Source organism: Peptidiphaga sp. (assembly GCF_057238965.1).
This window is the reverse complement of sequence record NZ_DBHHEV010000044.1, coordinates 1-19,730: the sequence shown is the minus strand read 5'-3', so window position 1 is coordinate 19,730 and position 19,730 is coordinate 1. Positions and strand designations below refer to the sequence as shown.

At 64.9% G+C, this 19,730-nt stretch carries 14 protein-coding genes, 1 tRNA gene and 3 pseudogenes; 10 read left to right on the top strand and 8 right to left on the bottom strand.

Going from position 1 to position 19,730, the window contains the following annotated elements:
- Nucleotides 1–994: 994 nt before the first annotated feature.
- The 6 genes from ACO48X_RS06625 to ACO48X_RS06600 form a co-directional block, all read right to left on the bottom strand.
- Entirely contained in the window at nucleotides 995–1,225 is a 231-nt protein-coding gene (locus tag ACO48X_RS06625) for an RNA-binding S4 domain-containing protein (RefSeq protein WP_009199768.1), read from the bottom strand.
- Nucleotides 1,226–1,472: 247 nt separating this feature from the next.
- Entirely contained in the window at nucleotides 1,473–2,027 is a 555-nt protein-coding gene (locus ACO48X_RS06620; RefSeq protein ID WP_485001311.1) for a VTT domain-containing protein, read from the bottom strand.
- Nucleotides 2,028–2,303: 276 nt separating this feature from the next.
- Nucleotides 2,304–2,705: a Fur family transcriptional regulator gene (locus ACO48X_RS06615; protein ID WP_485001310.1), complete on the bottom strand. Its 402-nt coding sequence runs from the start codon at nucleotides 2,703–2,705 to the stop codon at nucleotides 2,304–2,306.
- A complete protein-coding gene (locus ACO48X_RS06610; protein WP_485001312.1) occupies nucleotides 2,666–3,559 on the bottom strand; it encodes a metal ABC transporter permease in 894 nt (297 codons plus the stop codon). The genes ACO48X_RS06615 and ACO48X_RS06610 overlap by 40 nt, the downstream gene beginning before the upstream one ends.
- A gap of 20 nt (nucleotides 3,560–3,579) precedes the next feature.
- Complete coding sequence (locus ACO48X_RS06605) at nucleotides 3,580–4,368, bottom strand: metal ABC transporter ATP-binding protein (RefSeq protein WP_485001309.1); 789 nt, start codon at nucleotides 4,366–4,368, stop codon at nucleotides 3,580–3,582.
- 175 nt (nucleotides 4,369–4,543) lie between these two features.
- Complete coding sequence (locus tag ACO48X_RS06600; RefSeq protein WP_485001308.1) at nucleotides 4,544–5,566, bottom strand: metal ABC transporter substrate-binding protein; 1,023 nt, start codon at nucleotides 5,564–5,566, stop codon at nucleotides 4,544–4,546.
- 301 nt (nucleotides 5,567–5,867) lie between these two features.
- On the opposite strand from ACO48X_RS06600, the gene ACO48X_RS06595 reads away from it, so the two are divergent.
- From ACO48X_RS06595 to ACO48X_RS06570, 6 genes and pseudogenes are all read left to right on the top strand, one after another.
- Nucleotides 5,868–7,265, top strand: a complete 1,398-nt coding sequence (locus tag ACO48X_RS06595) for a glycine--tRNA ligase (protein ID WP_485001307.1) — start codon at nucleotides 5,868–5,870, stop codon at nucleotides 7,263–7,265.
- Entirely contained in the window at nucleotides 7,259–8,662 is a 1,404-nt protein-coding gene (locus ACO48X_RS06590; protein WP_485001306.1) for a YibE/F family protein, read from the top strand. The genes ACO48X_RS06595 and ACO48X_RS06590 overlap by 7 nt, the downstream gene beginning before the upstream one ends.
- A gap of 44 nt (nucleotides 8,663–8,706) precedes the next feature.
- Nucleotides 8,707–9,931 (top strand): annotated as a pseudogene (dusB, locus tag ACO48X_RS06585) (tRNA dihydrouridine synthase DusB).
- Nucleotides 9,932–11,167, top strand: a pseudogene (locus tag ACO48X_RS06580) (deoxyguanosinetriphosphate triphosphohydrolase).
- Between the two features lie 106 nt (nucleotides 11,168–11,273).
- Nucleotides 11,274–13,262 carry a DNA primase gene (gene dnaG, locus ACO48X_RS06575; RefSeq protein ID WP_485001305.1) on the top strand — a complete coding sequence of 663 codons (1,989 nt, stop codon included), beginning with the start codon at nucleotides 11,274–11,276 and terminating at the stop codon, nucleotides 13,260–13,262.
- A 72-nt stretch (nucleotides 13,263–13,334) separates the two neighbouring features.
- Nucleotides 13,335–13,408 (top strand) — tRNA-Ile (locus ACO48X_RS06570).
- Nucleotides 13,409–13,467: 59 nt separating this feature from the next.
- Here ACO48X_RS06570 and ACO48X_RS06565 read toward each other — a convergent pair.
- A complete protein-coding gene (locus tag ACO48X_RS06565) occupies nucleotides 13,468–13,761 on the bottom strand; it encodes a YciI family protein (protein WP_485001304.1) in 294 nt (97 codons plus the stop codon).
- Between the two features lie 108 nt (nucleotides 13,762–13,869).
- Here ACO48X_RS06565 and ACO48X_RS06560 point away from each other — a divergent pair, with 108 nt between their 5' ends.
- Entirely contained in the window at nucleotides 13,870–14,226 is a 357-nt protein-coding gene (locus ACO48X_RS06560; RefSeq protein WP_009199749.1) for a VOC family protein, read from the top strand.
- A gap of 188 nt (nucleotides 14,227–14,414) precedes the next feature.
- Here ACO48X_RS06560 and ACO48X_RS06555 read toward each other — a convergent pair whose 3' ends face one another.
- Nucleotides 14,415–16,586, bottom strand: coding sequence for a BCCT family transporter (locus ACO48X_RS06555; RefSeq protein WP_485001303.1), 2,172 nt, complete (start codon nucleotides 16,584–16,586; stop codon nucleotides 14,415–14,417).
- Between the two features lie 232 nt (nucleotides 16,587–16,818).
- On the opposite strand from ACO48X_RS06555, the gene murJ reads away from it, so the two are divergent.
- From murJ to ACO48X_RS06540, 3 genes and pseudogenes are all read left to right on the top strand, one after another.
- On the top strand, nucleotides 16,819–18,819 hold the full coding sequence (murJ, locus tag ACO48X_RS06550; RefSeq protein WP_485001302.1) for a murein biosynthesis integral membrane protein MurJ: 2,001 nt from the start codon (nucleotides 16,819–16,821) through the stop codon (nucleotides 18,817–18,819).
- Nucleotides 18,816–19,019, top strand: a complete 204-nt coding sequence (locus ACO48X_RS06545; RefSeq protein WP_485001301.1) for a hypothetical protein — start codon at nucleotides 18,816–18,818, stop codon at nucleotides 19,017–19,019. The genes murJ and ACO48X_RS06545 overlap by 4 nt, the downstream gene beginning before the upstream one ends.
- A pseudogene (locus ACO48X_RS06540) lies at nucleotides 19,016–19,730 on the top strand (hypothetical protein); the annotation flags it as partial. The gene ACO48X_RS06545 and the pseudogene ACO48X_RS06540, both read left to right, overlap by 4 nt.

Genomic DNA, 19,730 nt, shown 5'->3' with positions numbered 1-19,730 from the left:
CGACACTCCGCTGAGAGAAGCATGTATATAAGGCCTGCTGAGGAACAACCACCCGAAAATAAGCATGGTGAAAGCGACGATGAGCACGCGAAGCGTGACGAATGTTATCTTTGCCATGGGGTACCTAGTTTGTGACGGCCAGTATCTGGGCGGTCGATTGCGTTTGCGGATCAGTTTAATTGTGGAGTGATTTTAAGGTGGACCAGTGTTTTAGCATCGTGACCGTCAAACGAGAACGGAACAATTCTGTTATAGGCCGCGAACGCGTTGTCGATCATCGTGATCGAGTGATGTCACGGCACTAAGCGAAGGCGTGGCATGCGGAAATTGCAGCGCCGGGCCGATTGGCTTCAGCAAGTAAAATCCGCGAGTTTTCAGTTGTGTGAATCGACGTTATGGGTTGTGCTGATGTGAGCTTGCGACTCCCGTTCGTGGGATTCGTTCGCCCGATGGTCACTAGCCTATAGTGCGGAAAGAATCGACGCAAGCCCTTTCTTTAGTTGTGAGTTGTTTCACTTTAGATTAGGAGCGGTAGCCGTCTGGCGGCTGTCCGTTCCGGGGTCCGTGCCTTGGCGCGCATTCGCCCTTAGGCGGGCGACATCCCCTCAGCCAAATATCGAGGAATCGTGCCCGATTGGCGCAGTCGCCAGGTCGAGCCTTGCCTCTTTGCCGGGGCCGAGAGGCCTCTGGCCAGTTAGACGCCGTCGTTGATTGGCTTGCTGCGCTGGACGTATTTTAGCGACGCCAGAAGAGCTTCCGCCTGCTGTCTTTCGCTCGGCCTCAGTTTGCGTGCGCTTTAGACTGTTTGCGTGCTACTTGGATTTTTTGGCGTGCGGGCTGGTTCGCACCGTCCAAGTCGCTGTCCAAGTGGAAGTGTTCCGCAAGCTGGGCCTAGCCTGTCTGCGTGGAGGCCAGTTCCAATGCAGAGCCTCCGTGAGGGAGTAAGTAACGCCTGGCCTGTTTGCACGGAGGCTAGTCAATCGCCTCGTTCCGCTCAGCCTTCAGCCGCGACGACGCGGACCTCGATCCGTCTTCCGTTCGGCAGGTCCATCGCCACGACGTCGCCGTCGCTCAGCCTGTGGCCCCGCCGGGTTTCGACGACGCCGTTGACGACGATCTCTCCAGCTCTCACCAGCTCGGCGGCCTCAGCGCCGCTTCCTGCCAAAGAGGCGTACTTGACAAACTGCCCGAGTCTGATCGGCAGATTGACTTCGACGTCTTCCATCGTTCCTCCTGTGTGACGGTGTCGGGCACTCGAAGAGCAGGTTCTTCTCGGCGCCGCGCGGGCGGCTTGGCAGGCTGAAAGCCTCCGGGCTCAAAGGTTAGGTCCCCGCGTCGGCCGGGGCGTTCCCGAACCCGAACGGCAGGATCTCGAACCCGGTTGGCGGGTTCATGGACCTGGGCTGCAGGTTTCCGGACAACGCGCCCACAAACCCCGTCGGCGGGCTCTTTCGGACCAGGGCGACTGGCCTTTAAACCTGGGCGGTTGGCTCCACCGGATGGTTCTCGGGTTCGCAGCCGCGACGTTTTTTCCTTCTGCGGGAAAGGATACAGCCCACGGCCGCGGCAAGCGCCAAAGCGCAGAAGACGGCGATTCCCGCGGGGGAGCCCGCCGCTGCGGCCACGGCGGCGTTCCACACGGCAAAGCCGACGGTCGAATAGATGAGCGCCCAGGCCAGCCACCCGGGGAATGCGGCCAGATTGTATTTGGGCCAGGAAAGCCCGACGACCCCCGCCGCGACGTTGACGACCGTCTGAATCCCAATCGTCAGGTAGGCCAGGGAAATGACGATCCACCCGCGTTTCTTGATGTTGTCCATTGCCCGCTGCGTTCGCTTTGCGTTGGCCCACTGCCACGCTCGGCGTCGAAAGCCGCCCGACGGCTCTCTGCCGGAGATCGTCACCCGTCTGCCGTAGCGTCCGATTCCGTAGACGAGGTTCGATCGCGACGCAACGAGCAGCGTCAGCGTGAGGAAGACGAGAGGGAACGGCCCCGTCGACGTGAATTCGCCGATGCTCTTGAACATGTCCAGATTGTAACCCAAACGTCTTTGCGACACTATCGTGAGGGTGCTGGACTAAACGTTGCAGTTGCAGAAGAATCTATGCGACGCCTTCAAGCTTCGCCTCCTGTTTCCCAGCGGAATCATTGCGGTAGGGCGTGCTCATTGCCTTAAACTGCCGTCTCGCTTCGCGGTTGGCGTTTACGGTTTTGTCGCAGGCGCCCGACGCTTGCGCAGACGTCCGCCGCTTGGTCCACAGGCGCCTGCCGCCCTGCTCAGCTGCGTTTCGTCCCGCTTGGGTCAGCGGCGCTTCTCCCCGCCCGCGCACGTCGAGCACGTTCCCATGAGCTCGAGGGTGTGCTCGACGTCCACGAAGTCCGCCTCGGCGGCGATCTGCCGCGCCCACGCCTCGATTTGAGGGCCGGCCACTTCGACCGTTCTTCCGCATATTCTGCAAACCAGATGGTGGTGATGCTCGGTGGAGTCGCAGGAGCGGTAGAGGAGCTCTGAGTCGGTGCGCAGAACGTCGACTTCCCCCTCGTCCAAGAGGACCTGGAGGGTGCGGTAGACGGTCGCCAAGCCGATCCTGGAGCCCGACTTCGCGAGGTCGTCGTGCAACTGCTGTGCGGAAACGAAAGAGGAAAGCTCCTCCAGGCGTTGTGCTATCGCCTGGCGCTGGGCTGTGTTTCGTGTTCGTCCCATGTGACTGCTTTCTTCGGCCTGCGGCGGATGCAAAGCGCGAGAACGGCGCGGCCTGTCGCGACAATTGTATATGTTCCGATAAGCAGGGTCACGATCGTCGCTCCGGGCGCGAGCCTGACGAAATAGGTGGTTGCGAGCCCGACGACGCAGGCGAGCACCCCCAAGGCCATGGCTATCCCCATCGTTTTGTTGAACGACGAGGAAAGCAGCTGCGCGATGGCGACGGGAACGATCATGATCGCCGAGACCAGGAGCACGCCGACCACACGCATGGCCACCGAAACCGTCAGAGCCGCGACCACAGCGACGAGGATGTTGAGCGTTCTCACGCGCAGGCCGCAGGCCTTCGCAAAGTCTTCGTCATGCGAAAGGGAGAAAAGCGGGCCGCGCAGGCCCAGCCCGAAAAGCAGGACGAAGGCCGAGAGAACCGCGGTGTAGAGGACCTCGTCGGGGGAGACGGTCGCGATCGAGCCGAAAAGGTAGCTTGTCAGCTTCTCCGTGTTCCCGCCGGCCAGCGAGATGATGATGACGCCCAGGGCGATTCCCCCGTAAAAGAGCATCGCGAGGGCGACGTCGCCGCCCGTGCGCCCCTGGGCGCGCACAACCTCGATGAGAACTGCGCCGATGACCGACGCCGCAATAGCCCCCGGTATCGCCAAGGAGTCCTTCGGGTCGAGGCCGAAGACGCTCGCCGCCAGCCAGCCGACGGCCACCCCCGTCAAGGCGACGTGCCCGATCCCGTCGCCCATGAGGGCCATCCCGCGCTGAACGAGGTAGGTGCCGACCACCGGCGCGGAGACCCCCACCAGTATGGCAACGATAAAGGCCCGCTGCATGAACGGCGCCTCGAGCATCTCTCGGATCGTTTCAAGCGTCACGATGGATCCATCCTCAGAGTCGGTGCGTGGTGTGCCTGCCAATCGGCGGAGTCGTGCGGGTGGACGTGGTCGTGCCCAGGATGGTCGTGGCCCGGAGGCGGCGGGGGAGGCGCGCCGTCGTGAACGACGCGCCCGCCCTCCAACACGACGGCCCGCTCGACTATCGGCTCCAATTCGCCCATTTCGTGGAGCACGGTGACCAGCGTCGTGCCGCGCTCGCGAAGCTCGGAGAGGATCGAGGCGAGTGCCCGCCTAGAATCACGGTCGATTCCCGCCAGGGGCTCGTCCAGAAAGAGCAGATCGGGCTCGCGCACGAGCGCCCTGGCGATGAGCACCCTTTGCGCCTGGCCTCCGGAGAAAACCTGGACGTGGTCGCGGGCCCTGTCCTCGAGGCCGACGGCGGAGAGGGCCTCCAACGCCTTGCGCTTGGCCCTTGGGCCGACGTCGGCCCACAGGCGGCCCCGCCCGAGCAGCCCCGAGCGGACGACCTCCAGGGCCGTCGCCGGAACGCCCGATGAGGCGGTCACCCGTTGAGGGACGTACCCAATCCGAGACCAGGGAACGGACCTTCTGAGAGCGACGCTCTCCCCGAAAAGCTCGACGTTTCCGACGGATGCCGGAACGATGCCGAGAATGGCGCGCACCAGCGTCGATTTGCCCGAGCCGTTGGCCCCCAGGAAGGCGACGGATTCGCCTGAGGAGACGCTCAGGGCCACGTCGTCGAGGATGCGCGAGCCGCCCAAATGGACGGCGAGGCCCTCCACGGCCACGGGAATGGCGTTCATCGTTCTCCTGTCTGCGCGCCGATCATGCGTCCGTCGGCACGGCGATCCTATGCTCTGCGGGCACGGCAATCATATGTCCATCCGCATGTCCGTCGGCTGCATGTCCGTCGGCGCCCCGGTCACACGCCTGTCTGCGTGCCGACCGGTGCGCCACCGGCCTCGCGCGGTCACTTGGTCACTTGCAGGCGAGGGCCTTCTTGAGCGCCGTCAGGTTGTCCGTCATGGCCGCCTCGTAGTCGCCCTTCTCGGGCTTGGACTCGAGCGGGCTGAGAACGGCGGTGACGGTTTTCGTTTCCTTAGCGAGAGTCTCGGCGGGCTTGCCGCTGACGAGCTCCTCGGTGAAGATCGTCGTGGTCCCGTTCTCTTGAACGTACTTCTTGACCTTGGCCAGCGTGGCCGGGCTTGGCTCGGACTCTGGGTCGATTCCGGACAGGCCCACTTGAGAGAGCTTGTAACGGTCCGCCAAGTAGCCGAAAGCGGTGTGCGTCGTGACGATCGAGCGGCGTTCGCAGGTGGCCAGGCCGGTCTGGAAAGACTTGTCGAGCCCGTCGAGCTTCTTCTGAAGAGCCTCGTTGTTCTTCTTGTAGGCGTCGGCGTGGCCGGGGTCCTTCTTCGACAGTTCGGCCGTGATCGCATCGGCGGCGCGCTTCATCCGAGCGGGGTCGAGCCAGAAATGAGGGTCGGCGGCGTCGTCGCCGTGATCGTGGCCCTCCGCGTGGTCGTGTTCTTTCCCGTCTTCGTGGCCCTTTTCTTCGTCGTCCTTCTTGGCTTCGCCGTCTTTCTTGTCGCCGTGGTCGTGCTCGTGCTCGAGGAGGCCTTCGTGGTGGACCAGGTTGACGTTTTTCGTCAGATCGACCGCCGACACATCGCTCAGGGAGCCGACGGCGTCGTCAAGAGACGGCTGGAATCCCTTGACGTAAAAAAGCGCCTTCGTTTTGTTCAGCTCGGCGATCTGCTTCGTGCTGATTTCGAACTCGTGCGGCTCGGCGCCCGCGGGGGTGACGGAAGAGACGTCGACGTGGTCGCCGCCGATCTGCTGCGTGAGCCACTGGATCGGATAGAAAGAGGCGGCCACTTTCAGCTTCCCGGAGGATCCGCCCTTCGAATCGTCGGAGGAATCCGAGCAGGAGGCAAGCCCGAGGGCGAGGGTCAGCGCGGACATGGCCGCGACGATGCGTGTACGATGTTTATTAAACATGAGAACCATTATCAGCCTTGTCTCGAAATGCTGTCAAAAGATGCCTCTTGTTTGCCGACGGCTCGCGTTTTGTTTGCCGACGGCGCGCGTTGTCTGAAGCAATTTTCTAACTGCGGAAGCGGTTATACGGCCGATCCGGCGGTTTGCCCTTGGGCGTTCTCCGATCGGCAGGGGCTCTGATCAAGGGGTGTGCGGGCTGTGTGGAAAACCCCATCCTCGGCCGGCGCCGCGCGAGCGATCGCCGGTAGAATCGAGAGGACTCCGCGTCGTCCAGGCGCGGCAACGAAAGGAGCGCAGCTCTATGGCCAAGCAGGCCCCCTCGAAACTCGACAGCGTCATCGCCCTGGCGAAGCGGCGCGGCTTCGTCTTCCCTTGCGGCGAGATATACGGCGGCACGAGATCCGCGTGGGACTACGGCCCGCTGGGCGTCGAGTTGAAGGAGAACATCAAGCGGCAGTGGTGGCGGCACATGGTCACGTCGCGCGACGACGTCGTCGGCCTCGACTCGTCGATCATCCTTCCCCGCGAGGTGTGGGTCGCTTCGGGCCACGTCGGCGTCTTCAACGATCCGCTCACCGAGTGCCTTTCGTGCCACAAGCGCTTTCGCGTCGACCAGATGCAGGAGGAATTCGCCGAGAAGAAAGGGATCGAAGACCCCGATTCGGTGGAGCTTGCCGAGATCGCCTGCGGCAATTGCGGCACGCGCGGCCAATGGACGGAGCCACGCGACTTCAACATGATGCTCAAGACCCACCTGGGGCCGGTCGAGGACGAATCGGGCCTCCACTATCTGCGACCCGAGACGGCGCAGGGCATTTTCGTCGATTTCCAGAACGTCATGACGTCGGCCCGCAAGCGCCCCCCGTTTGGAATCGGTCAGATCGGAAAGTCCTTCCGCAACGAGATCACGCCCGGAAATTTCATTTTCCGCACGCGCGAGTTCGAGCAAATGGAAATGGAATTTTTTGTCAAGCCCGGAACCGACGAGGAATGGCACCAGTATTGGATCGACGAGCGGCGCAACTGGTACGTCGGCCTGGGAATCGACCCCGAGAATCTTCGGCTGTACGAGCATCCGCAGGAGAAGCTCTCCCATTATTCCAAGCGGACGGTCGACATCGAGTACCGTTTCGGCTTCCGCGGATCCGATTGGGGCGAGCTCGAAGGGATCGCCAATCGCACGGACTTCGACCTGTCGACGCACACCAAGCATTCCGGCAAAGACCTGTCCTATTTCGACCAGGCCAGCGGCGAACGTTGGATTCCCTACGTCATTGAGCCCGCTGCCGGTCTGACCCGCTCCCTCATGGCCTTCCTCGTCGAGGCCTACGCGGAGGACGAGGCCCCCAACGCCAAGGGCGGGGTCGACAAACGCGTGGTGCTCCGGCTCGACCCGCGCCTCTCGCCAGTCAAGGCGGCCGTTCTTCCGCTCTCGCGCGACGAGCGGCTTTCGCCGTTGGCGCGCGAGCTGGCGGCTGCGCTCCGCAAGAACTGGAACGTCGATTTCGACGACGCCGGCGCCGTCGGCCGCCGCTATCGCCGCCAGGACGAGATCGGCACGCCTTTCTGCATCACCGTCGATTTCGACTCCCTCGAAGACCGTTCCGTGACCATTCGCGACCGCGACACGATGGAGCAAGTCCGCATTCCGATCTCCGACGTCGAGGGATGCCTCGCCGGTAAGCTGGTTGGGTGTTGACGGGCCACGGCCATTCGCATTCGGGCCCCCTGGACATCGCCCCGGGGGCACGCAGGCGCGTTTCGGCGATTCTGGCCGCCGTCGTCCTGCCGTTGGCTATAGCCACAGCCGTTCTGCTCGTGGCCCTGTGGCCGAAAGGGGAGACGCCCGTCGGCTCGCGGCCCCTGTACTCCAACGGCGCACAAGCCGTGACGGGCGAGGTCACGTCGGTCGGCAAAGTCGATTCCTCTGGCCAGACGCCCGTGAAGATGAAGGTCGACGGCGTGGACGTGCCCGTCCACGTCCCGCCGGAGATCATTGCCAACGGGCTCGACGTCGGCGACGAGATTCGGGCGATCTTCAATCCCGCCGCCCTCGAAAGCGGCACGGCCTACGTTTTCACCGATTTCGTCCGCACCCATCAGATGTTGTGGCTGTTGGCCGTGTACGTCGCAGTGGTTTTGGCGGTGGCGCGGTGGAAAGGCGCCATGGCCCTCGCGGGCCTCGGCGTGTCCCTCGCCGTCGTCGGGGCGTTCATGGTGCCTGCGCTGACGGTCAGCGAGCATCCGGTGCTCGTCATACTGGTCGGCGCCGCGGCGATGATGTTCGCCTCGATCTACTTGGCCCACGGGATTTCGATTCGAACGACGACGGCCGTCATCGGCACCTTCGCGGGACTGGTCATCACGACGGGCGTGGCGTGGTGGGCCGTCGGGGCGGCCAACCTCACGGGTGCCCTTTCCGACGACGCGCGCATCCTGGCCGGCGAGCTGCCCAACGTCCAGCTCCAGGCGATTCTGCTCGGCGGGGTCATCCTCGCCGGACTCGGCGCGCTCAACGACGTGACGATCACGCAGGTCTCCACCGTGTGGGAGCTCCACACGGCGAACCCGCGCCTGACGCGCCGAAGGCTCGTCAGCCAGGGAATGTCCGTCGGACGCGATCACATCGCCTCAACCGTCTACACGCTCGCCTTCGCCTATGTCGGCACGGCTCTCACGCTGCTCGTCGCCGCCGCGCTCATGCAACGGCCCGCCGCCGACCTCGTCCAGCTCGGCGAAATCGCCGAAGAGATCGTGCGCACCTTGGCCGCGTCCATCGGCTTGGTGCTCGCCATCCCGCTCACGACGGCCGTCGCCGCCGTCCTCGCTCCCGTCGCTCCGACCGCCGCACGGTCAGCCGACGACGATCCCGAAGGCGATTCGGGCGACGGCGACGCGGAGGAAACCGCCGACGCGCAGGAGGCCTGGAACGATGCCGACGGAATCTGGGACGAGGACGAGGAAGCCTGGGACGGCGAGCCGGCCGGCGGCCGGAAAGCTGGCAGCCCCTATGCGCGCGACCGTCGCGAAGAATTCGAATACGACGGCGCCGAGATAGACAGGGCGACTCGGGGAGACGGCCCATGGCCGCAATGAGGGCCGCCCTGTCGCCAGCGCCGAAAGCCCCTGCGCCGCCTGCCATGAAACCCGTTGCGGCTGGCGCGTCCGGCCTGGCTTTCGGGCCATTGCGCCTTCGAACCCCCGTCATGCTGGCACCCATGGCCGGCGTGACCAACCCGCCCTTCCGTCGACTGTGCAGAGAACAGGCCGAAGAGGGCCTCGCCCTGGCCGGGGCCGATCCCGCGCCGCGGGGGCTCCCGGGAACCGACGCGCCAGGCGGCTTATGGGTGTGCGAGATGATCACCTCGAGGGCTCTCGTCGAGCGCAACCCCGAGGCGATGAACATGATCAAGCCCGATCCCGGGGATCCGGTCCGCTCGATCCAGCTCTACGGCGTCGAGCCGAAAACCTCCGCCGCCGCCGTGGCAATGCTGGTCGGCGAGAACAGGGCCGACCACATCGACCTCAATTTTGGCTGCCCCGCGCCGAAGGTGACCCGCAAGGGCGGGGGATCGGCGCTTCCGTGGAAGCTTGACCTCTTCCGCGAGATCGTTTCGGCCGCCGTCGAGGCCGCCCAGCGCGCAAGCGCGGGCCGTGACGGCGAAGATCCGAGTGGGAATCGACGACGGCCACACCACTTTCCTCGACGCCGCGAGAATCGCCGAGGATGCGGGAATCGCAGGCCTCACGCTGCATGCGCGCACGACGGCCCAGCATTATTCGGGCAGCGCCGATTGGGGGCGCATCGCCGAGCTGGCGGAGGCCACAAGCCTGCCGGTGCTGGGAAACGGAGACGTTTTCGAGGTTGAGGACGCGGTGCGCCTCATGGCCGAAACGGGGTGCGCCGGCGTGGCCGTCGGGCGAGGATGCCAGGGCAGGCCGTGGCTGTTTCGCGAGCTCGCAGCGCGCCTGCACGGGTGCGGAGAGGTTGCCCGGCCGGGGCTGAGCGACGTCGTCGCCATGATCGAAAGACACGGCCAGCTTTCCTACGAGCACTTCAACGGGGACGAACACCGGGCCATGAGGGAACTGCGCAAGCACATCGGCTGGTACCTGCGCGGATTCGCGGTGGGAGGCGAGAGCCGCAGGGAGCTTGCGCTCGTGTCGACCCGCGAGGAACTCCACGACCGCCTGGCGCGGCTTGACCTTGACCAGCCCTACCCGGAGGCGGCCGAAGGCCCGCGCGGGCGGGCCGGCGGGCCGAAGCGCCCGCACGTTCCCGACGGGTGGCTCGATTCGCGCGAGCTGAGCCCGGCGGACCGGGCAAGAATCGCACGGGCGGAAATCAACGTCTCGGGAGGTTGAATGAACGCGCGCGAACGCTGGATCGACGAACCGGCGAAAAAGTCCAGCCGCACCGAATTCGAACGCGACCGCGGAAGGGTGCTCCATTCCTCCGCGCTCAGGCGGCTCGGCGCAAAAACCCAGGTGCTCGGACCCGAATCGGACGATTTCATCCGCACGCGCCTGACCCATTCCCTCGAGGTCGCCCAGATCGGGCGCTCCCTCGCGATCAACCTCGGCGCCGACCCGGACATCGTCGAAACCGCCTGCCTCTCCCATGACCTCGGCCATCCGCCTTACGGGCACAACGGCGAGCGGGCCCTCGCCGACGTCGCCGCATCGATCGGCGGATTCGAGGGAAACGCCCAGACCTTCAGGATTCTCACGCGACTGGAGCCGAAGATGATCGCGCCCAGCGGGCGGCACGTCGGACTCAATCTCACTCGGGGCACGCTCGACGCCGTCGTCAAATACCCGTGGGGCGCGGGCTAGGGCCCCCTTCGCGAGGACGGATCGCCCACGCCGAAGTTCAATTTTTACTCCGACGACGCCGATGTTTTCGCCTGGGTGCGCGACGGCGCCGGCGAAGGCAGATGCGTCGAAGCCCAGATGATGGACCTCGCCGACGACATCGCCTACTCGACCCACGACGTCGAAGACGGGATCGTCCGGGGGCTCGTCCGCACGGATCGGCTGCGAGACCCGGCCGAGCAAAATCGGATTGTCGAGGCCACGTGCCGCTGGTACGGCTTCGCCGACGGCGACGCGCTGGGCGCGGCGCTCGAACGCCTGCTGTGCCAGGAGAGCTGGCCGGCCGAATTCGTCGGGACCTACGCGCAATTGGCGCAGGTCAAGGACCTGACGAGCGATCTCATCGGGCGCTTCATATCGGGAGTGTGCGATGCCACCGCCTCGGCCCACGGAACCGGATCCCTCCGCCGGCACTCCGGCGGCCTCGTCATTCCCGAGGCGACCCGCGAAGAGATCATGCTGCTCAAGGGGCTGGCCGTCTACTACGTCATGCTGCCGCGCGAGAGCGAGCCCCTCTACTACGAGCAGCGCACGGTCGTCTACGATCTGGTGGACGCGCTCAACGGCAGCCCCGAGCGGCTGGAGCCGCAATTTCTCGAACAGTGGAATACGGCGGGCGGGGACGCGTCGGGGAGGCTTCGCGCCGTCGTCGACCAGGTTGCGAGCCTGACGGACCAGTCCGCCCGCCAGTGGCACTCGCGCCTGTGCGGCTTCCTGCGGAACTGACGCCGGACGGCTTGCCGGCGCCGACTCGCGGGGCTCGCATGGCCTGCCGAGGGGGCTTGGACAGTTTGTCGGACGTCCTGCCGGGCGGCCCGGATAGAATGGTGGCATGGCGGGGTTGATCAGGCGAGAGGACATCGACGAGGTTCGTTCGCGCACGCGGATTGAGGACGTCGTCTCCCAGTATGTCCAGCTGCGCCCCGACGGCGTCGACTCACAAAAGGGCCTGTGCCCCTTCCACGATGAGAAAACGCCCTCTTTCCATATCCGGCCGCACATCGGCAGGTGGCATTGTTTCGGATGCGGCGAAGGAGGCGACGTCATCTCCTTCGTCGAACGAATCGAGCATGTGTCTTTCGTCGAGGCGGTGGAGATCCTCGCCCGAAAGGCCGGCGTGGAGCTTCGCTACGAGAACGACGGGCGGCGCGAACGCGGCGACTCCGGAGCCACGCGCCAGCGCCTCATCGACGCCCACCGGGTCGCGGTGGACTTCTACATGGCCCAGCTGGCCTGCCCCCAGGGCGAGGCGGGGCGGCGGATGCTCGACCAGCGCGGCTTCGACGCCGCAGTGATCGAGCGCTTCAAGGTCGGATACTCGCCGAACTCGTGGGACGGCCTGCTCAAAGAGCTGCGGCGCCGCGGATTCACCGAACGTGAAATAGCCGCCTCGGGGCTGGCGAGCCAGGGAAACCGAGGCCAGTACGACCGCTTTCGCGGGCGCCTCATGTGGCCGATCATGTCGATCACCGGCGACCCGATCGGCTTTGGCGCGCGCAAGCTCTCGGACGAGGACAACGGCCCGAAGTATCTCAATACGCCGGAGACCGCGATCTACAAGAAGTCCCAGGTGCTCTACGGGCTCGACATGGCTAAGCGCGCCATCTCCCAGCAGCGGAGAATCGTCGTCGTCGAGGGGTACACGGACGTCATGGCGGCCCAGCTCGCGGGCGTCGAGACGGCCGTCGCCACGTGCGGCACCGCCTTCGGCTCCGAGCACGTCAAGGTCGTCCGCAGGCTCATCGGCGACGGGGCCGATCCGGCTGCGGGGGTGATCCTGGGTTCCGGGGCGGCCTACGGCGGCGAGGTCATCTTCACCTTCGACGGCGACGCCGCCGGCCAAAAGGCCGCGCTTAAAGCCTTCCAGGAAGATCAGGCCTTCGCCGCGCAGACCTTCGTCTGCGTCGCGCCCGAGGGAATGGATCCGTGCGAGGTGCGCATGAACTACGGCGACGAGGCGGTGCGCGAGATTGTGGCGGCCCGCCGCCCGCTGTTCGAGTTTGCGATTCGCTCGGTGCTGACGGGCCTGCCGTTGAACAGCGCCGAAGGGAGGACCGCCGGGCTCCGCGCCGCCGCGCCGATGGTCGCTTCGATCCGCGACAGGGTGCTTCGCGGCGAGTACACGAGGCAGCTGGCGGGGTGGCTCGGCATGGACGAGGGCACCGTTCGCCGCGCCGTGCTTTCCTCCGGCCGCAGGCCCGCTTCCGGACGGCGGCAGGAAGGCGGACAGAGACGGCCGAACGGCGGCGCTCAGGACGGGCAGGAGCGCCCCGCCCCCGTTCTCGCGCCGAGGGCGACGGTGCGGGACCCCGTGGAGAGGGTCGAGAGGGAGGCCCTCGGGATATACCTTCAGCTGCCGGGCCTCGCGGGCTCGGCGCAGATGGACGAACTGCCCTCCCAGACCTTCACCGTGCCCGTCCACCGCCGCGTGCACGAGGCGATCCGGGCCGCCGGGGGCGCCGCCTCCTACGACAAGCGCGTCGCCGAGCTCTCGGCGAACGGCGTCCCTTTGGAGAAGGCGGAGGAGGCCGCCGCAGGGTGGTACGTCGAGAGGGTCATCGAGAACGCCGACGACGTCGTCAGCCGAGCCGTGGCCCAGCTCGCCGTCGAAACGCTTCCCGAGAGCCGGCCAGACCGAGTCGAGCGGTACGTGTGGGGGATAGCCGTGTCCCTCATCAGGCAGGGAATCACCCGCCAGATCGGCGATCTGCGCTCGCGACTGCAGCGCACGCCGCCCAACGACCCGCAGTATTCCGCGCTGTTCTCGCGGCTCATCGAGCTGGAGGAACAGCGCCGTGCGTGCGACGCTCAAATCGAGTGATCTACGCTGCTGCGAATCGCGGTGACGTCGTCGAGGAAATCCGGCTAAGATATGAGGGCCGGTTTCCGGCGCGCCCCTGTAGCTCAGTTGGTTAGAGCAGTGGACTCATAATCCATCGGTCGCGGGTTCAAGTCCTGCCGGGGGCACACCAGAGAGGCAAAGCCGCAAAGCCGCCTGGAGTTTTCGGTCTTGAAGCGGAGCGGCGTCAGTCGCCGAAAAGCTTCGCCAGAGAATCGTCGGCCACACGCGAAGGGCGGAATTCGACGATTGCGTGCTTGGCCAAGCCGCGAAGGGCAAATGGGTCGTTCGCCACCGCAGCCTCGATTTCTTCACGAGGACGGTTCGCCGCGAGAATCACTCCGCCCGTGCGCGGCTCGCGACGCCCTGACGCAAGGAAGCGACCTGCGGCATAGTTTTCATTGAGCCAGATTTTATGTGCGTCGAGGGCTGAGTCGATGTCTTCCAATTCGGACGTATAGTCGATGAGGATCACATACATGCCGAGATTTTAAGGCACTTTCGTCTTTGCGCGCGACGGCCCTTTCGAGGCCCTGCTTGGGGAGAGCAGACCATCGCGAGAGGGATGCGGGGCCTTTAGGATGGCAGCATGAAGATGAACAACATAGTCGCATGTGTGCCCGTGTCCAATATTGAGGAGGCAGTCGCCTGGTATCAGGCCGCCTTCGAGCTCGGCGCTCCGCATTCGATGCCGATGGAAGGGATCGTCGAGTTCAACCTCGGCCGCTTTTGGCTCCAGCTTTTCGAATCGCCCGAGACGGCCGGCGCCGAGGGCATCACGCTCGTTCTGGGAGTCGACGACGCCCGGGCGGAGCAGCAACGTCTCGCAGACCTCGGATTTTCGGTGACCGAGATCGAGACGATCGACGAAGTCGTCGACGTATTCAATCTCATCGATCCAGACGGCAATGCCTACTCGATCGTCCTCGAGGCCGCGGCGGACTGAGAGCGGCGAGGCGGGCTGAGAAATCTCCAGCCCGCCCCGGACCTTCCTACGGAAGCCGGCATTTACGCGGCCTCGTTGCCGAGACTCGCGCGTGCAGGAGCCTCGGTCGCCGGCCCGGTCGCTTTGACGCGTCGCCGATCAGCGGGCCGTCGGCTCAGTCAGCCGAGGCCTCGGATCCGCTGTCGTCTTCACGCCGACCCGTCTTCGTTTGACGCGTCGCTTTTGCCTTCGCCGCTCGCGTCTTGGGCGCTTCCGCTTTCGCCTCGTTCCTCGGATCCGCCTTCGCCGTTCGTCTGTTCCTCGGCCCGGCCGCCGCCGGAACTTTGCTCCGGAGTCTCGCCGTCTCCCTGCGACGGATCCTCGTAGGTGGGGGCGTCAGGGTCGGTGGCGTTGATGGCGTCGTACGACGTCGGCAGATCCTCCTCGGCGGCGATGGGAATCTCCTCGGTTCCCGTTTGCGCGGCCAGAACCTCGCTGACCTTGGACTCATATTCGCGCTTGCGCGCCTGCCGCGAAAGCCGGGTGAAGAACTTGTGCAGGTCGACCGTCGTCTCGATAGGCCGAGGCTTCGCCCTCCGGCTGTGGGTCGTCAGCTCGTCGAAGATCTCCGCCCGAAGGGCTCCCGAAACGTCGGTGACGATTGCCCGGGCGAACTCCTCGCCCCGGAGTCTGCGGCGTATCGCGTGCTCTGCAGCAAGCTGTTTCCACAGGGCCCAACACATGAGCACCATGACCACGGAGAACGGCAAGGCTGTGAGGATGGACAGCGTTTGCAGCGCCTTCATTCCCTCCTGGGAATCGCCGAATCCCAGCATGACGGCGGCAATGGCGCCGGACAGCGTCGCGAAGGTCAGGCGCGTGGCAAGAGGGGGGTTGGGGTTGCCGCCGGTCGAAAGCATCGACATGACGTAGGACCCCGAATCGGAGGAGCTGACGAAGAATATGATCACCACGATCATCGCCAGAATCGAAAGCCATCCGCCGATAGGCATCCCTTCGAAGACTCGGAAGAGTGCGATGTCGACGTTGACCGTCCCGTCGGGGCCAATGAGGTTCTTGGCGCCGAACATCTGCTGATAAAGGCCGTTTCCGCCAAGAATCGCAAACCACACGAACGTGACGAGCGTGGGGACGAGCATGACGCCGAGGACGAATTCGCGGACCGTCCGCCCTTTGGAGATGCGGGCGATGAAAACTCCGACGAAGGGAGACCAGCTGATCCACCAACCCCAGTAGTAAACGGTCCACTGAGAGAGCCACTCGGCCCCCTTGGCTCCGGCATAGGGGTGGGTTTCGAAGGACATCGAGATGAAATTCTGGAAATAGCTGCCAGAGTCCGTGACGAATCCGTTGAAGAGGAAGACCGTGGGGCCGAGAATCGCCACGAGGACGACGAGCAAAGCGGCCAGAACCAGATTGAGGTTCGAAATGAACTTGATGCCTGCGTCCAGCCCGCTGGCGACTGACAGGGCCGCCATGCCGGAGATGACCGCCACCAAAAGGATGAGCATTCCGTTGTCGATGTTCCATCCGGCGAGGAAATCGAAGCCGGCCGCGACCTGTTTGACTCCGAAGCCCAGCGATGTGGCGATTCCCACGAGCGTTCCAATGATCGCTATGACGTCGATGACGTCGCCGAGCTTTCCGTTGACGCGGTCGCCGAAGATCGGCCGCAGCGTCGAACGGATCGAGACCGGAAGCCCTCGGCGGTGGATGGCGTAGGCGATGGCCAGGCCCACGACGACGTAAATTCCCCATGCGTGCAAACCCCAGTGGAGGAAGGACTTGGTCATGGCTTCCGATGCCCGGTCTGTCGCGTTCGCGGCGTTTGAGCTTGGGGCGGGCTTGCCGAGGTGGGAGAGAGGCTCGGCCGCGCCCCAGAACACGAGGCCGATGCCCATCCCAGCGGCGAAAAGCATCGAGAACCAGGAGGTTCGAGAGTACTCTGGCTCGGCGTCGTCCGGCCCGAGGACGGTGTCGCCCTTCCTCGAAAAGGCCAGCGCGAAGCCGACGACGACGAAGAGGGCGACCGCCAGAATGTAGTACCAGCCCACGTTCGACACGACGACTTTCGAAATGCGGGCAATGACGTCGTTGACGCCCTTCGGCCAGAGGGCGGCGAGGACGACGAAGACGAGGGTTATGCCGACTGACGGCCAGAAAACCTGGTGGCGCAGAGCCAGAGAAACGCGGCTTCGGGAAGAGAACGCTTCGAGTTCGGCTCCGTCCTCGGGCCGGTGGGACTTTTCGGCGCCAGGGGGCTCCGTGCCGATCGATGCGTCGGCGGCTTTGACGTCCGTTGCGACGCCGCCGGCCTTCTCTTCATCTGCGCGATGTGGGGGTATGTTATGCGTGGACACAAGGAAACCTTCCTTTCGACCCGGATTTCTTTACCTTCCCATACTCGGCGGACAGCCCGCAATTTCAAGCTTTCGTTTCCGTGGGAAAGTCAGTGCAATATGGCGGGGATCGCTGAGAAAAGATGTCTTTTATTTCGTTTACGGATATTTTGATTGCCTAAAGGAGCGGGAGAAAGCTCACGGACGGCCAACGCTGACTCCCCTTTGGCCGCTCGCAGGATACCATCGAACTATGCCGCATCGACCTCCAGCGCCTACCGGGCGTCACTTCAAAGACGGACCGGAAAAAGCAGGCGTTCCAGTACGCCCGCAGGTGAGCCAGCCTGAGGAGCTCGATCCGGCCGAAGCCCGGCGCCGGGCGGCCGAACGGGCGGCCAGGGCCGCAGCGGCCTATGCCGCCCACACAGCCAACAGGGCCGCTTTTTTGGGAGAGGCGGAGGACACCGCCGTCATCCCGGTCACCCGGGAAGACCGAAAGCCGGGCGGCGAGGACGTCCGCGAACGCGCGGCAGAACGTGAGGAGCCGGCGCCCTCCGGCGCGCGCAAGGGCTCGGGTGAGGCCAAGAAACAGGCGGGCTCGCCCAAGAGCGTCGCACGCTCGTCCTTCGTCATGTTCCTGGGGAGCTTGGTTTCGCGTTTCCTGGGGCTCGTCCGCTCTCCGATCCTCCTTGGGGCGATCGTCGGCGTCACGACGCCGGCCGCCGACGCCTTCGCCGTGGCGAACAAGCTGCCGAACCTCATTTACATGATCATCGTCGGCGGCCTGGTCAACGCGGTTCTGGGGCCCTCGATCGTTCGGGCGACGAAGGAGTCCAAAGACGGCGGGGAGGCCTTCCTCAACAAGCTGCTCACGCTCTCGATCGTCTCCCTCGGCTCGGTGACCCTCCTGCTGACCTTGGGCGCGCCTTTCGTCGCGAAGGTTTTCGCCTCCACGATGGAGGGCAAGTGGTTCAACCTCACCGTCGCCTTCGCCTATTGGTGTCTGCCCCAGATTTTCTTTTACGGCATGTACACGGTGCTCGGCCAGATCCTCAACGCCCGGGAGAACTTCGGCCCGTACATGTGGGCGCCCGTGCTCAACAACGTCGTGTCCATTGTGGGATTTCTCGGCGTTCTCGGCGTTTTCGGCGGGGCCGAACGCGGAGGCATCGAGGAATGGGATTCGACGCGGGTCATGCTGCTCGGCGGGGTCTCCACCGCGGGCATCGCGGTGCAGGCCTTGGTTCTCGTTTGGCCGATGCACAACTTGGGCATCCGCTATCGCCCCGACTTCGCTTGGCGGGGCTCGGGCTTGGGGGAGGCCGGGAAAGCGTCGTGGTGGATGCTTCTCATGATGGTCTCCGGCATGGTCCCCACAATGCTCCTGTCGAATGTGGCTGCAGGAGCCCGCAGCCGCGCCGAGAGAATGGGACTCAGCGGCGACGTCGCTGGCAACGCGGCCTATGACAGCGCGTACGCGCTCTATTCCATGCCGACGTCGCTCATCGTCGTCTCGATCGCGACGGCGATGTTCACGAGGCTCACGAAGGCCGCCGTCGACGGCGACATGGCGAGGATGCGCCGGGACGCCTCAAAGACGCTGCGGATGGTCTCCACGCTCATGCTCCTTGCCTCTGCGGGCATGGTTGCCCTGGCGGTCCCCATCACGAGGATCCTCACCTTCACCGTTCCGCCGGACCAGGCTGTGGAGCTGGCGAAGGTCCTCATCGCCATGTGCATCGGGCTGGTCGGAGTGGGCGCGGTGAGCGTGCTCGACCGCGTTTACTACGCCTTCGAGGACACGCGCGGGGCCTTCTGGATCAACTTGCCTTTCCTGCTGTTCGGCCTGGTGGGCTACTACCTGTGCAGCTTCATCGATCCGCGCTGGACGGTGGTCGGCATCGGCCTTGTCATGTCGGCGGCCAACATCCTCTCCGTTTTCGCCATGATCTACAAGCTTTCCCAGCGCATGGGGGGCCTTGACGAGGACAGGCTGCTTCGCGTCCACGTCAAGCTCCTGTGGATCGCCTCGGCCACGGCCCTGCTGGGCTGGCTCATACACGCCGTTTTCTTCGGCCCCATTTTTGCGCCCGTCGGATTCATTGGCGCAATCTTACGCTGCGCAGTGATCGGGCCTGTGCTCGTCGCTTTCTACCTCGGCCTCATGAAGGCGTTGAAGATGGAGGAGCTGAGCGTGCTCATGGGGCCGCTCACCTCGATCGCGCGAAAGTTCGGGATCGGGAAGCGCCGGTGAACGGAAGGGGGCGCAACGATCTCGAGGGGCGCAGCGATCTTGAGAGCCAGACACCGGCGGGCGGGGCGGCCGCGCGCAAAACAACCGAGAACCACGCCGCGGCGAGGTTGGCGATCGCCGTCAAAGCGCACCATGCCAAAGCAAGCAAGGCCGAAGCGGCGACGAAGGAAAGGAACGCAAACAAATGGGGAAGGCCGTGAGCAACTGCCGGAACGGCTCGGAAAACAGCGGTCTGGAAAGAGGCGCCGAGTCCGAGAGGCGGCAGACCGGGGGCGGGTCTCAGGCGCGCCGGGCACGCCGGGGCCGCCTCGACGATCCTGCCTGTGAGAAGCCGATCCTTCCGGTGGTCTTCGGATACGACATCGCCGCCTACAGCTTTGCCCGCATCTTCCACGAGGCGGCGGGGGTTCGCTCGCTCGTCGTCGCCGACGCCATGCGCGGTCCGATCGACCATTCTTCGATCTTCGACGTGCGGCTCGTGCGCAAAGGCTCGCTCGACGACGAGGCGGCTTTCCTCGGCATCCTCGACGGCCTGGCGCGCGAGTTTTCCGACCGGCGCCTGATCCTCCTCGTCAACACCGACGAGGCCGTCGGCTTCGTCGCCCGGCATCGTGATTCTCTGAGCAGGGACTGGTTTCTTCCGTACGGAGACCGAAAGTCGGTTGAGACTGCGAATTCCAAAGCGGAGATGGCCGCGATCGTCGCCGGGCTCGGTTTGAGCGCTCCGGCGCGCACCCGGATCGACCTGCGGGAGCCCGCCTCCTGGGAAGGCGCACTGGAGGGCGTCACGTTTCCCGTCGTCGTCAAACCCGAGGAGGCGAGCGACCTCAGCCGTTACTGGAACCAGGGGCTGCGCAAGGTTTTGCCGCTCGACACGCGCGAGGCCGCGCTGGCGGCCTTCGCGAAATGGC

Excerpts from the sequence above, each read along its gene's own strand:
- ACO48X_RS06625 (WP_009199768.1), bottom strand. The coding sequence starts at position 1,225 with ATGGAAGACGTCGAAGTCAATCTGCCGATCAGACTCGGGCAGTTTGTC.
- ACO48X_RS06595 (WP_485001307.1), top strand. The coding sequence starts at position 5,868 with ATGGCCAAGCAGGCCCCCTCGAAACTCGACAGCGTCATCGCCCTGGCG.
- ACO48X_RS06620 (WP_485001311.1), bottom strand. The coding sequence starts at position 2,027 with ATGTTCAAGAGCATCGGCGAATTCACGTCGACGGGGCCGTTCCCTCTC.
- ACO48X_RS06560 (WP_009199749.1), top strand. The coding sequence starts at position 13,870 with ATGAAGATGAACAACATAGTCGCATGTGTGCCCGTGTCCAATATTGAG.
- ACO48X_RS06615 (WP_485001310.1), bottom strand. The coding sequence starts at position 2,705 with ATGGGACGAACACGAAACACAGCCCAGCGCCAGGCGATAGCACAACGC.
- ACO48X_RS06600 (WP_485001308.1), bottom strand. The coding sequence starts at position 5,566 with ATGTTTAATAAACATCGTACACGCATCGTCGCGGCCATGTCCGCGCTG.
- ACO48X_RS06610 (WP_485001312.1), bottom strand. The coding sequence starts at position 3,559 with ATGCTCGAGGCGCCGTTCATGCAGCGGGCCTTTATCGTTGCCATACTG.
- murJ (WP_485001302.1), top strand. The coding sequence starts at position 16,819 with ATGCCGCATCGACCTCCAGCGCCTACCGGGCGTCACTTCAAAGACGGA.
- ACO48X_RS06565 (WP_485001304.1), bottom strand. The coding sequence starts at position 13,761 with ATGTATGTGATCCTCATCGACTATACGTCCGAATTGGAAGACATCGAC.
- ACO48X_RS06605 (WP_485001309.1), bottom strand. The coding sequence starts at position 4,368 with ATGAACGCCATTCCCGTGGCCGTGGAGGGCCTCGCCGTCCATTTGGGC.
- dnaG (WP_485001305.1), top strand. The coding sequence starts at position 11,274 with ATGGCGGGGTTGATCAGGCGAGAGGACATCGACGAGGTTCGTTCGCGC.